Raw genomic sequence first — 12,390 nt, 5'->3', positions numbered from 1 at the left:
CTTACCTGAAAATTAGGCTGTAAAGTGTTAAGAAACGTAAATTAGGTTAAAATTGGGGCATCAAAGAATTCTATTTTGATGCATGTTTAATTCAAACTCACCTGATACCGATTTACTAAAAACCGTATTGGAGCCTCTTTTAGACGATTTTCAGTATTGGTTTGGGCGATCGCAACATTTGCTTGAAAATGAGGACATCGGTTTTTTGAATGATGAAGGACAGGCCGATTTACTGGCTCGAGTCAGACAAGCGCAGCTAGAAGTAAGTGCCGCTCAAATGCTGCTTAAGGTTACAGACCGACAGGTTGGAGTTGAAACGTCTGCGTTGATGCCGTGGCATCAGTTAGTAACTGAGTGTTGGCAAGTCTCAACCCGCTACCGCCTTGAGCATTCTGTAGAGAATGAATAGACGGCACGATGGCAGCCACTCTAGACCCGCTAAGGTTATTTGAAACGCAGCAAATGAGCTGCATTCGCCTCATTGAGATCTCCTAACTCTGCGGGGTTTAGCACTTGCGGTCAGCCTGGAGAGGCGATTCGAGTGAGGCTCAGCACTTTCAAACCGCTCTTTCAGATTTAAGGCAGATGGCTGAATGTTGATCCCGTGAGACAATAGTTAGCAGATAGCCGGATCGATCGCTAGTTTTAGAGTTCAACATCCTCAAAATAGACGTGTTTTAATCCCGCTTAACAGCCATCCGGTTTGGAGGAAGATAAAATGTTACATTTACTTTACGTTCTGGCATTCACCGTCTTAGCGTTTCTGGCGGTTGGCAACTTAATTCGTAACTTGATGATGTTGGGTGCTGATTCCCGGCGCTCTTACAATCCAAACCAGTTTTCGGCAAATTCGGGTACTCCACCGTTTACTGGCAAGCATCGAGCCTATTCGGTTCCTCATCCAGAACTGCTAGATGAGTACGGTAACGTAGTCAACGAGCCATTTTTGGTAATGCGCTCTATGACGGTCGAAGATGCCCGAGAGCAGTTAGACGCTTTGTACAATTCGTCGCCCGGTCAAGCCGATGAGGTGGGCGAGTAGATAACGTCTTCCAGACGGTGCTTAGACGACAGATGGGCTGAAGACGGCTAAGGAGTCGTTTTTGGCGAAACCATGCTGCTTAAATGGCAGTAAAGTTCTGGTTTGCTTTAAGGCAACTGGGATCGAACTCGTTTGCCCACGCAATAAACGCCTCTGAAATGGCATCCAGCCGAGTTTGGTCAAGCAACAGAGCGGTGTATCGGTTTCTCTGCCGGATGACGATCGATCGGTGAGATGTCTCATGTACGATCGCATGATGAAATCCTTCCAGTTTCAGGGAAGACATCACTAAAGACTGCAACCCTATCGCCTGAAAAATAGTTTGAACCCAACCGGCATCTCTATTCTCGTTGAGCGCAAAGTATTCTTTGGGCAGGCCGTTGAGGTCAAAAACTGCTGCACCGATGATGAGGTTTGAGTACGATGGGCTGGGTTCCTGCATGGGTAGACCAACTTCCAGGTCGGAGGAACGGTTTACGGGCATATGTATAGATGTCATCAACAGTTTTGTAAGGTAGCGAGAAGCAGTTGATTTAGATGCCTGCTCAGGTGTTCAACTTGCCATCACTGAACAGACCGTCGCAACAAGCCACAGTAGGCTACGGTAGCAGTCCACTGTCTTAGTTTAGATGTACCCACCCAGGTGTACATACGCTACAGGGCAGGCTGTCCCTTATTAAAACGTTGCTTTCGGTTGAATCGAAATCTGGGGTTCAGGCGCGTTTTAGTGTGTTGGTGTGCGGCGGGAGGCGTTATTGCCCGAAATTATCTTCAGGCGGGTTGGGTGATAAGTCGTAGTGAAGCGATTCCCAGACGTTCGGGTTGTGACTAAAGAGACTAATTCTGTTTACTAAGCAGCAAGAACCGGCCCAGGCGGATCAAGATTGCTTATGTCACTCTGGAGAATACCCATAAAGCTGCCCCTCTGCGAAACGTGCTGGTAACAGTTTGCAGTTTAAACGGTTTGAGTTTGACTAACAGAGTCAAGGCATCAAACTGTCTCACGAGGCTCAGCTACAGCTCAGACGTTGTATCTGGTGCGACCTCAATTCCTTCTGTGTCGAGGATGGCCTGTTGGTCGGTAATGAGATCGCTTAATTCGTTGACCTCAACCCCAATCCGGCTACAGGCGCTTTGTAGTTCTTGTTTGAATCCGTTCAAATCTTCACCGTACCCACAGAGATGTGCAGCCGTTCCAATTCCCTGCTTGGCGTTTGCCTTTGCACAGTCGATAAGTTCCATCCCTGTCAGAGGTGTGGATGCTGCCATAGCTAAAACCGTCTCGTCAAATTACTGTAGACCAGATTATCAGCCTGTGCGGTTCAGAGCATCTTTCTAAAGGCAGCTTTCCAAAGCAGCACGTTGTCAGGCAGGATGCCAATATTTGTAAACGGAGTATGCCATCGTCACTACGCCGGTGATAATGGCTGCTTCGTTGACATGAAACTGGGGATGATGCAAGGGGTAGTTAGGCTGATCTGGATAGGCCACACCCAACCGAAACATAGTTCCTGGAGCGTGTTCTAGATAAAGGGCAAAATCTTCAGCCCCCAGCGACGGTTCTAGCAAGACTTGAATGCGATCGTTTCCCCAGGCTTCTTGAGCAGCAGCTTCTACAATTTGAGTTAAGGCCGGATCGTTTTGCACTGACGGCACGCCACGGCGATAATGCATTTCGTAACGTGCGCCAAACGATTCACAGATTCCTGCCACAATTTTTTCAATCCAGGCCGGAAGCGAAGCGCTCGTTTCGGGATGGAGCGATCGCACCGTGCCCAGCATTCTCACCTGGTCGGCAATGACGTTGGGCGCTCGTCCGCCTTGAATCTGACCGATGCTAAGCACCACCGGACGCAAGGGATTGTGGGTGCGGCTAATGGCCTGCTGTAAGGTTGTAATAACCTGAGAGGCGATCCAAATGGCATCGATCGCTTCGTGCGGTCTGGCTCCATGTCCTGACTCGCCTGTGATGATTAATTCCAGATCGTCTGCGGCGGCGGTTAAGGCTCCGTAGCGAATCCCAATTGAACCGCCCGGAATAGTTGGAAATACATGGACGCTGAAGATAGCCGACACTCCTTGCATAGCGCCATCTCGAATCATCCAGGATGCCCCTTGCGCGGTTTCTTCGGCGGGCTGAAACAGAAACCGAACATCTCCCGGCAGTGCTTCTCCTAACTGGGACAGCACCATCGCAGTTCCCAGGCCAATAGTCGTATGCACATCATGACCGCAAGCGTGCATTATTCCTGGTTTATGAGAGGCAAACTCCAACCCTGTGCGCTCGTAGATAGGGAGGGCATCCATATCCGTACGGATCGCTAGCCGTCTTGGGTCGTGCCCCTGACCTGGAAACTCGCCAATCACTCCTGTTTTGCCTACTAGTTCTTGAACATGGAGTCCACATGAGGACAGAACACCTGCTACGTAAGCGGCGGTCTGGTATTCTTGACCACTCAATTCTGGATGGCTATGAATGTGACGACGAATTTCTATCAGGCGTGGTGCCAGACTGGCGGCGATGTCCTTTATACGGCTAAGCATCAAAGAGTCAGGTGGATTCACTTTTTACCATATGATAAGCATTTGTTAAAAATTTTGTTAAAAACAACCGCTAATCAACGCTCTTTTTGCGGAGACAGAGTGGGTAAAAAGCCAAATTAGGGTCATGCCTCCATAACTTTTTGAATCTATCCAGCGGCTCTACTATCCTGAGGCCGTATCTAACGGACGTAGATCAATCTAGAAAACGTTTCTGTAGCACAGCGGACTAAACAAACTTGGTTGTTAACAAAATGGTCTAGAGAGAGTCTGGGGGTTGCCCCCCAACCCCCAGGGTAGAGACTGTTACGTCTCCTGACTGTTTGACCCTTAATTTTGGGGGAGGTTCCTAAAATCTGAAACTTTAAGGGGTAGAGGGCTGTCGCCGATTCTGCTGTGTAGTGCTGTGTATGCTAACTTTGCAGATTTTGAAGCGAATTGGGGTGACGTTGTGCGATGCTAATCAAGTTAGAAATAGAATCGGCTGATGGTGTGAGAAAGGTAATTCAACCGGATATTAACCAATCAAGCTACCGGATGCACCCGTCAGATGAACCAATCAGATGAACCAATCGGATGAAGTGCGATCGCCCTCCGTTTCTTTAAACTACGTAACGATTTATTTGCAAATCTCTTTGACCAACCATTATTCTGCTCAAGGTTGTTTCCCTTATTTTTCCTAAGCTATATCTGGACTGCGAACTAACAACATGCAACCCTCATTCCCATTCATTACTGTAGGCATCAGTGCAGTAATCGCTCTTAGTCCCATTGGTGCTGCTACTGCCCAGGTTTCATTGATACTCCCTTCGCAAACAGACAAGCTAAACAAGAACGATGCAACAGATGGCAGTTTGGCCGGGGCGATCGAATCGATGCGAAGACCTCAAGCCCACCAACCAGAACCCAGTTTTGTCTCTATTGGCGTGCTGCAAGCCCAAAACGCAGCGGTTGAAGAGTTTGAACCGGAAACCCTGGCTCAACTGGATGAACCATCTAGCTCGCCAGATGCAGCATCCCCCTCTCAGGAGGACGAATCGCCTGAGGTTGACCCCGCAGCAGATGCACAAAGAGAAGATAACTTGCCTCAGTTGGAGCCAGCTCAGCCGGAAGAGGGTTTGCCGTCTCAACCCGATGCTAACGAGCCTGACCTGACGCAGCCCTCTAATCCAACGGTTCCAGATGCTTCTACGCCGCCTGACACGGTTCCACCCCAGCCTGCCCCGTCGGTTGTTCCTGCTCCGGGGGTGAATGATGTAGAACCATCGGTGTCAACGCCAGATTATCTTGACCCCAACCCTAACCCGTTACAACGTCCAACTCAACCAGAAGAAGTTGAAATTGTTGGTACTCAACCTATCACGCTAGAACAGGCGCTAGAACTGGCTCAGCGCAACAGCACTCAATTGCGAGATGCCCAACTCCAGCTAGAACTGGCGGAAGGGCAACTACGGGAAGTTGAAGCGAGTCGATTGCCTAATGTTGCAGCCTCTAGCAACTTAAACTTTCAAGAGAATACAAACCAGTCTTCTGGAATTAACTCTGATCTGGAAGACCTGCTGGGCGGTCAGCAGAATAGCAACCAGGATGAGATCATTGCCTCATTGGGAGGGACGTTACAGATCAACTATGACCTGTTTACGTCGGGACGCAGACCGGCTCTGATTCGGGCGGCAGAAGGTCGGATACGGTTTCAACAACTGCAAGTTGAGGCGATTGCAGAACAGCTCCAGCTAGATGTAGCAACCGATTACTACGACTTGCAAGAAGCGGGTGAACAGGTTCGCATTGCCAGGGTGGCCTTGGAGGAAGCAGAGCGGAGTTTGCGTGATGCTGAAGCTCTGGAGCGGGCAGGGGTGGGTACCCGCTTTGATGTGCTAACGGCTCAAGTTGATGTAGCGAACTCTAGACAAAACCTCACTCAGTCTTTGAGCAATCAACAAATTGCTCGTCGCCAACTGGCACGACAGTTGAATCTGGCTTCTTCGGTTGATATTGCTACTGCAGACCCGGTCGCGGTGGCCGAGATTTGGGATCTCAGCCTGGAAGAGAGCATCGTCCTGGCATTGCGAAATCGAGCTGAGTTAGAGCAGCAGCTTGTCCAGCGTGATATTGGTGATGAACAGCGTCGAGCTGCTCGTGCTGAACTGGGGCCTCAGGTATCGCTCTTTGCCCAATATGACCTGCAAGGCACCTTGAATAACGACAACCAAGATTTCCGAGGCGCTTACTCCTTTGGGGCACAGGTGTCGATGAGCCTGTTTGACGGTGGGGCTGCCAGAGCGCGAGCAGATCAAGAGGAAACCAACATTGCGATCGCCGAAAATCAGTTTGATGATGCCAGCAATCAGATCCGCTTAGAGGTTGAACAATCGTTCTCGGACTTGCAGGCCAACTATCTCAACATCAACACCGCTAACATTGCGGTTGATCAGGCTGAGGAAGCTTTGCGGCTGGCGCGACTACGGTTCCAGGCAGGTGTGGGCACTCAGACTGAGGTACTCGAAGCGCAAACCGATCTGACGAACGCCCAGTTGAACCAGGTGCAGGCGATTTTGGGCTACAACCGTTCCCTGGTATCTTTAAGGCGAGCGATTAGTAATTTTCCGGGGAGTACCTTAGCAGGGGCACCGCAAGCCGGAACCGGGCTGAACCGCTCATCCAGTGGTCTCAGGTGAGGCGATAAACCGTGATTCGAGGCCGCCTTCATGCCAGTTGCTTAAACAGATGCGACAATCGTGAGTTCTGATCAAGTGCTTCCCTGTTAGCTCGGCTGGCTTCCCTTGCTTTGGCCTCTGAACGAGGGCACTCTGGACAGAAAACATTAGGGTACTGTTGGTCTCCCTTGAGGGATCGAGTCAGTTGAAATGAAAGCAACTATCGGTAACGTAACGGTAAAGGTAGACCCCATCTCCCTTTGCGATGTAAGCTCAATGCGACCTTGCAGCAGTTTGACCAGTCGAGCTACGATCGCCAACCCTAAGCCAGTCCCCTCTGCCATGAGATACTGGGTAACATTGCCACGCACATAGGGTTCAAAGATGCGCTGCTGTTCCTCTGCATCAATGCCGATGCCTTGATCGGTAATCGCAATACTCCAGTTGTGTTCTGATGTTTGCCAACATCTAAGCAAAATCTGTCCCGATTCGCTGTATCGGATGGCATTGCTGAGTAAGTTGGTTACCACCTGCTGGAAGCGCAGCGAATCAGTCATCACTTCTTTGGGGGCGCGATCGCAATCTGCTACTAACACCAACCCTTTGGTAGCGGCCTGGGGGGCTACCATTTCAACTACGCTGCTAATCATGCTCTGCACCTCCATCGGAGCGAGTTGCAACTTCATTTGTCCCGCTTCGTAGCGTGAGATTTCTAGTGCGTCATTGATCAAACGAAGCAGTTGTCGTCCGCCTTGTAAAACGCGTTCAATGTTTTCCAGGTTGGGAATGGAGTCTTTGACCCCTGAGTTCTGGCGATTTTGTCGCAAAAACAAATCCGAATAGCCAATGATGGAGGTTAGCGGCGTTTTCAGCTCGTGAGCCAGTTCCGACAGGCTCGCTTTGCTGGCGCGGACTAAGCGCGTTAACTCCTGGTTCGTGAGCTTTAACTGCCCTTGAAGCTGTTCTAGTTCGTGCAAACGCCCCTGGGTATAGCTGTTGAAGCAACGGGCGATCGCTTCATCGATTACTGTATCAATTACCCGCACTGCTCGCAGCACCTCAGCGGGAGAACCTTGCAGTAGGTCCGTTTCCAGGGTCGAGAAAATGACCGATCGCAGCAGACGATATTCTCGCGCAATTTCGGATGGTTCAAACCCCTGCTCTGCTCGAAGGATGCCGTGTTCCAGGCTGGCCTCAACCAAAATTTGCATATCCTCTTGATGGGGGTTGGATAATACCGCTGCCATTGCTTCAAGCACTCGCGGTACGCTGTCCTGTATCCCTTTGTATGTCAGCTCTTGAGTTGTTTCAATTTGGCTATCCTGGCAAACGGCCTCGACCCAGTGTTCTACAATCAGGCTGCGTTTGTGGCTCAAGAGTTGACCAAAATCTGTCATGATTTCCACTTCATCTGTATCACTGCCAATAGAATCTTTACCTTGCCTGATGACGATGGTTTAAACCACTGTATCGGCTGTAGGTATGGGTCAAACTCTTTCGCTGGTTATGATTAGTGGCTTTGGCTGCTGGCTCAGTAGCCTGATCAGGCTTATAGGATGTGAGTCAGGCCGTGGATTTCGACTACGCTCAATCCACGGCCTGACAAATTCTGTAGGGTCGTAGCCAGCATCCATACATCAAGAAGTCAATCAGAAAGTCAACGTTGCCAGGGATTTGTTCCGTTCGTCAAATCTGCTGGTTTGCGGCTACTCTCGCTGGCGCTCAAAATAAAATAGCCACGCAATTGGCGCGGCTATAGGAGCATGTCATTAGGAGTGTGACCCGAAACTTGAGCCGTATGACCGCCTCATGGTTGCTGTTGTTCAGCACTTGCGGAGAAATAATTTCATGAGAGGCGATCGGCTGAGGCTGTTCTTCCATTCAATCCTGGCGCTGATGACCTGAGGTTGATAGGGAAGAGAGCCATGAGACTACTATCCTTCGTTTGCTCCAGTGCGGGTGTGATACTTCCCCCAGAAACCAGTGATTCTTATCAGAAAAGTTGGTGACTCAAATCACCAGGCACGTCCGGTGCGGATTTCTCGCACTACAGCACCGCACAATGTTAAGCCGCGCTGACACAGCAGCTTTCCCTCAAGCGCCTTTGGCCGCGACAGTTAACCGCCCTGGAGGATGTTTGAAACGCATCAAATGTGCTGCATTTACCCCTTAAATTCCCTAACCGTGGGGGCTTCCGCACCGTTTCTGCTTCAAAGTTCCCCAAAACTGGGCGCTTAGCACCTGCGGAAAGCCAGAAAAGGGGGCGGTTTGAGTGGCAATCAGCACTTTTAAAACATCCTCTTAACACGCCACCAGCACCGGAAGCAAGTTGGACTAATCGACCCAGCCAATGTCGTCGTTCGATAGTTTTGTGTCGTATTCCGAAGGCATGTGCGGTAAGGTCGTGGGTTCAATTGGATGCCGCAACACTTTCCTCAAGGCCGATTGAGAGTCCTGCCCTGTACTGACCTGGCCGGATGTGCTTTTCGTCAGTTGAGGCAGTTTCGACGGTTCCGATTTGGGCTTCGATGCCTCTGGTTTAGACAGCGATAGAGCTGCGGGTGGAGCGCTACTGGCAGCGGGTTGTGCGGGTTTAGCGTTGGCTTCGGACAGCTTTAGAATTAAATCTCTTGCTTTTTCTAGCTCTACTTTGAGCTGGTCGGCTTTCTTAAGTTCTGCTTGTAATTTTTGGTGGAGCGCTTTTTCTGTTTCCAACGCTTCCTGTAACTCACTTAGCTTGTGATGTAATTCATCCCTCTCTTTCTGTGCCGCTCTAATTTCAGCTTGCAGATCAGTTACGATCGCTTCTAATTCGGCTTTTGTGGGACTCTTGCTGCGAGAGGACGTTGAGCGGGATGCAGTGGATTCCTCGCTGGATGCCTGATCGTCGCGATCGCTATCATCAGAATCATCAGATTCAGATGCCGGAGTGTGTTCTGCATCTGGTTCAGGTTGAGCTGCTTCAGCTTCTGGTACCTTTTGCGCTTCTTCTCGCACTAAATCTGACAAGCGTTTTCTAGCCATTACTTTCTCCAATCGCGTTTTACTTCCTCTGCAACTCGGCGGTAGTCTGCCTTCGCTTCCTGGGCATTTTTGCCGCGCCATTGCAAGATTGACTTTCCATCTAATGCCGCTCGTTCGTGGGCTTTATAAGCTCGAATGAAAGCATTGCAAGCTGGAATTCCCATTTCTAGCAGGGTGTTTTGCGCTTCTAGTGCTTCCCCAACACTGCGAGGATCGACACGGGTCAATAAAACCCGATGCTCGACTCCTGTTGGTAAAACCGCCTGTTTGACGGTTTCAATTAACGCCGTTAGATCCATTGGCGCAGGCGGTGTGGGTAATACTAAATAATCTGCGGCAGGAACGACTACTGCCAGGGCTTCAGACCCCAAAGCAGGAGGAGTATCCACTACCATCAGTGTATAATCTTTGACCGTTCGTAATTTACTCAATAAGGCAGGGTTTGTTTCCTGGACAACATCGAATCCTACCCCTTTCTGGCTGCGCTCTACCCACCAGGTAGCCGATGCTTGTGGGTCGGCATCGACTAGCAAAACGCGATCGCTTTCGGAAAACGCGGCGGCAAGGTTAATTGCCGTTGTCGTTTTGCCTACGCCACCCTTGCCATTGAGAACCACCAATATTTTGGCTGGAGACGGCGATCGCTTCACAACTAACTCCTTCGTTAAACTTGGGGATTGGCTCATGTAGCCCAAGACAACCTAAACCCAAGCTACAGAACACGCTGCAATCTTACTTTAAGCTGCAACCTTACTTTAAGAGGATGTTTGAAAAGTAGCAAATGGGCTGCATTCATCTGCTGATATGCCCAAAGGACTCAGCACTGACGACAAGCAACCAAAGGAACGGTTCAAGTGCCAACCAGCCGGTTTCAAACATCCTCTCCGGTGGTGCCATCTTCATGGTGCGATGGGATGAAATGGTTAACGTGAGCGGGCAAGCGGAATCGCCCGGTTGTGGCAACACCATCTGTACTCTTAAACTTAGCACCTGGATGGTATTCCCGATCAACGTCTCCTGCTTGGCAGGGGGCTTGATTTGGGTTCATGATTGGCAACAGTGTCTGTGGATATTGTTTGGCAAACGGCTGCCCAGGCAAAACGCAGCATAACTAGCGAGAATGGAGGGAAGGTTGATATCCAGTGAGGGTTCTTTATATTGGCTGGAATTAGGGTGCAAAAAGCGCTAGAAAAATTGGGCAAACGGTCGGGGTTACCAGAACACTCATCTGCTAAAGGGCGATCGCGCGAACCCCATCCTCTTAAGCGGCTGCTAACCTATGGCAGAGCGTATCGAGTGCAATTTTGGCAAGCCTCGATTTGTTCAGTGCTGAACAAGCTGTTTGATTTAGCGCCGCCCGCCCTGATTGGAATTGCCGTAGATGTCATTGTGCAGCAGCAAGACTCGTGGATTGCCCAATGGGGTATTCGCGATGTCTGGATGCAGTTCTTGATTTTGTCTCTGCTAACCCTGGTGATTTGGGCGTTAGAGTCAATCTTTGAATATGCCTATGGGTTGCTGTGGCGCAATCTGGCGCAATCGATCCAGCACAATTTACGCCTGGATGCTTATAACCATCTGCAAGAGCTAGAACTGGATTATTTTGAAGCTCGCAGTACGGGTGGGTTGATGTCGGTGTTGAACGATGACATCAACCAGCTTGAACGTTTCCTCGACTTTGGTGCTAACGACATCCTGCAAGTGGTGACAACGGTGATCATCATTGGTGGCGTGTTTTTTGTGCTAGCACCCGGTATTGCCTGGATGTCTATGTTGCCCATGCCGTTTATTTTGTGGGGTTCGATCGCCTTTCAGCGGCGGCTCACGCCACGCTATGCCGATGTGCGAGAGAAGGTGAGCTTGCTCAATAGTCGGCTTGCTAATAACCTTGGCGGCATCACGACGATTAAAAGCTTCACCACAGAACGCTACGAATCACAGCGAATTGCGCTCGAAAGCGAAGCCTATCGCCAAAGCAACCGACGGGCGATCGCACTGAGTGCAGCTTTTGTGCCAATGATCCGCATTATCATTTTGGGTGGATTTACAGCAACGCTATTTTATGGTGGGCTGGCGGCGGCAGCGGGGCGGTTGCCCGTAGGGACGTACAGCGTCCTGGTCTTTTTGACTCAACGTCTGCTGTGGCCGCTGACCCGGTTGGGAGAAACCCTGGATCAATATCAACGGGCAATGGCTTCCACGGCACGGGTCATGAACCTGCTGGATACGCCGATTGCAATTCGTCCGGGACATATCTCGTTGCCGTTGGGGTCGGTACGGGGTGAGATTGCGCTGGAAGATGTAACGTTTGCCTACAGCCAACGTCATCCGGTGATTGAACAGCTCTCGCTTCAGATCCCGGCTGGACGAACGATCGCCATTGTGGGTTCTACCGGGTCTGGCAAAAGCACCCTCGTCAAATTATTGTTGCGGCTGTACGAGATTCAGTCGGGGCGCATCACTCTAGATGGCATCAATATTCAGGATATCCAGCTCCAGGATTTGCGGCGGGCGATTGGGTTGGTTAGCCAGGATGTGTTTCTATTTCACGGTACTGTGCGAGAAAACATCACTTACGGCAGTCCAGACGTAACAGAGGATGAGGTGATGGCCGCCGCGCACATTGCAGAAGCGCACGACTTTATTTTGCGGTTACCCCAGGGCTATGAAACGGTGGTGGGAGAACGGGGGCAAAAACTATCGGGTGGTCAACGGCAGCGCTTAGCGATCGCCCGCGCGGTTCTCAAAAATCCGCCCATTTTAATTCTGGATGAAGCGACTTCAGCCGTGGATAACGAAACGGAAGCTGCTATTCAGCGATCGCTAGAACGAATTACCCGCAACCGTACTACAATTGCGATCGCTCATCGGCTCTCAACGATTCGCAACGCAGACTGTATCTATGTCATGGAACAGGGACAATTGGTCGAACGTGGTACTCATGAACAGTTGCTGGAGCAGCGGAACGTTTACGCCAATCTCTGGCATGTGCAACTGGGATTGAAGCAATAAGGTTATTTATCAGCGATTGACGTGCTGAATAATACTGGCAGGTAGGCCAACCGGAAATACCTCCACAGAATGAATTTTAGCCAGTGCGGTAAACGTTTATCCCCAAAGGCTGAA

General features: G+C 50.3%; 12 protein-coding genes. 4 read left to right on the top strand and 8 right to left on the bottom strand.

Features of this window, described 5'->3' with window-relative positions:
• Positions 1-82 precede the first annotated feature (82 nt).
• A complete protein-coding gene (locus tag IQ268_RS13760) occupies positions 83-409 on the top strand; it encodes a DUF2605 domain-containing protein (protein WP_193879697.1) in 327 nt (108 codons plus the stop codon).
• Positions 410-718: 309 nt separating this feature from the next.
• Positions 719-1,042: a DUF2973 domain-containing protein gene (locus IQ268_RS13755; protein ID WP_193879695.1), complete on the top strand. Its 324-nt coding sequence runs from the start codon at positions 719-721 to the stop codon at positions 1,040-1,042.
• 79 nt (positions 1,043-1,121) lie between these two features.
• On the opposite strand, the gene IQ268_RS13750 is transcribed toward IQ268_RS13755, so the two are convergent.
• The 3 genes from IQ268_RS13750 to IQ268_RS13740 form a co-directional block, all read right to left on the bottom strand.
• Positions 1,122-1,541 carry a hypothetical protein gene (locus tag IQ268_RS13750; RefSeq protein ID WP_228035344.1) on the bottom strand — a complete coding sequence of 140 codons (420 nt, stop codon included), beginning with the start codon at positions 1,539-1,541 and terminating at the stop codon, positions 1,122-1,124.
• 515 nt (positions 1,542-2,056) lie between these two features.
• Entirely contained in the window at positions 2,057-2,311 is a 255-nt protein-coding gene (locus IQ268_RS13745) for a hypothetical protein (RefSeq protein WP_193879692.1), read from the bottom strand.
• 96 nt (positions 2,312-2,407) lie between these two features.
• Positions 2,408-3,586, bottom strand: a complete 1,179-nt coding sequence (locus IQ268_RS13740) for a M20 family metallopeptidase (RefSeq protein ID WP_193879689.1) — start codon at positions 3,584-3,586, stop codon at positions 2,408-2,410.
• A 707-nt stretch (positions 3,587-4,293) separates the two neighbouring features.
• Between IQ268_RS13740 and IQ268_RS13735 the strand changes: the two genes are divergently transcribed.
• Positions 4,294-6,261, top strand: a complete 1,968-nt coding sequence (locus IQ268_RS13735; RefSeq protein WP_228035343.1) for a TolC family protein — start codon at positions 4,294-4,296, stop codon at positions 6,259-6,261.
• A 146-nt stretch (positions 6,262-6,407) separates the two neighbouring features.
• On the opposite strand, the gene IQ268_RS13730 is transcribed toward IQ268_RS13735, so the two are convergent.
• The 5 genes from IQ268_RS13730 to IQ268_RS13710 all read right to left on the bottom strand — a co-directional run bounded on the left by IQ268_RS13730 (position 6,408) and on the right by IQ268_RS13710 (position 10,312).
• Entirely contained in the window at positions 6,408-7,637 is a 1,230-nt protein-coding gene (locus IQ268_RS13730) for a sensor histidine kinase (protein WP_193879686.1), read from the bottom strand.
• 325 nt (positions 7,638-7,962) lie between these two features.
• Positions 7,963-8,121, bottom strand: coding sequence for a hypothetical protein (locus IQ268_RS13725; protein ID WP_193879683.1), 159 nt, complete (start codon positions 8,119-8,121; stop codon positions 7,963-7,965).
• Positions 8,122-8,574: 453 nt separating this feature from the next.
• Positions 8,575-9,264, bottom strand: coding sequence for a hypothetical protein (locus IQ268_RS13720; protein WP_193879680.1), 690 nt, complete (start codon positions 9,262-9,264; stop codon positions 8,575-8,577).
• Positions 9,264-9,950, bottom strand: a complete 687-nt coding sequence (locus IQ268_RS13715; protein WP_193879677.1) for a ParA family protein — start codon at positions 9,948-9,950, stop codon at positions 9,264-9,266. Before IQ268_RS13715 ends, IQ268_RS13720 begins: the two co-directional genes overlap by 1 nt.
• A gap of 185 nt (positions 9,951-10,135) precedes the next feature.
• Positions 10,136-10,312: a hypothetical protein gene (locus IQ268_RS13710; protein ID WP_193879675.1), complete on the bottom strand. Its 177-nt coding sequence runs from the start codon at positions 10,310-10,312 to the stop codon at positions 10,136-10,138.
• 221 nt (positions 10,313-10,533) lie between these two features.
• Between IQ268_RS13710 and IQ268_RS13705 the strand changes: the two genes are divergently transcribed.
• Positions 10,534-12,276 carry an ABC transporter ATP-binding protein gene (locus IQ268_RS13705; RefSeq protein ID WP_193879845.1) on the top strand — a complete coding sequence of 581 codons (1,743 nt, stop codon included), beginning with the start codon at positions 10,534-10,536 and terminating at the stop codon, positions 12,274-12,276.
• Positions 12,277-12,390: the final 114 nt, after the last annotated feature.

Source organism: Oculatella sp. LEGE 06141 (assembly GCF_015207605.1).
Lineage (GTDB): Bacteria > Cyanobacteriota > Cyanobacteriia > Elainellales > Elainellaceae > Oculatella.
The sequence above is the reverse complement of the archived record's forward strand: the minus strand, read 5'-3'. Positions and strand labels throughout refer to the sequence as shown.

Excerpts from the sequence above, each read along its gene's own strand:
- IQ268_RS13760 (WP_193879697.1), top strand. The coding sequence starts at position 83 with ATGTTTAATTCAAACTCACCTGATACCGATTTACTAAAAACCGTATTG.
- IQ268_RS13755 (WP_193879695.1), top strand. The coding sequence starts at position 719 with ATGTTACATTTACTTTACGTTCTGGCATTCACCGTCTTAGCGTTTCTG.
- IQ268_RS13750 (WP_228035344.1), bottom strand. The coding sequence starts at position 1,541 with ATGACATCTATACATATGCCCGTAAACCGTTCCTCCGACCTGGAAGTT.
- IQ268_RS13745 (WP_193879692.1), bottom strand. The coding sequence starts at position 2,311 with ATGGCAGCATCCACACCTCTGACAGGGATGGAACTTATCGACTGTGCA.
- IQ268_RS13740 (WP_193879689.1), bottom strand. The coding sequence starts at position 3,586 with ATGCTTAGCCGTATAAAGGACATCGCCGCCAGTCTGGCACCACGCCTG.
- IQ268_RS13735 (WP_228035343.1), top strand. The coding sequence starts at position 4,294 with ATGCAACCCTCATTCCCATTCATTACTGTAGGCATCAGTGCAGTAATC.
- IQ268_RS13730 (WP_193879686.1), bottom strand. The coding sequence starts at position 7,637 with ATGACAGATTTTGGTCAACTCTTGAGCCACAAACGCAGCCTGATTGTA.
- IQ268_RS13725 (WP_193879683.1), bottom strand. The coding sequence starts at position 8,121 with ATGGAAGAACAGCCTCAGCCGATCGCCTCTCATGAAATTATTTCTCCG.
- IQ268_RS13720 (WP_193879680.1), bottom strand. The coding sequence starts at position 9,264 with ATGGCTAGAAAACGCTTGTCAGATTTAGTGCGAGAAGAAGCGCAAAAG.
- IQ268_RS13715 (WP_193879677.1), bottom strand. The coding sequence starts at position 9,950 with ATGAGCCAATCCCCAAGTTTAACGAAGGAGTTAGTTGTGAAGCGATCG.
- IQ268_RS13710 (WP_193879675.1), bottom strand. The coding sequence starts at position 10,312 with ATGAACCCAAATCAAGCCCCCTGCCAAGCAGGAGACGTTGATCGGGAA.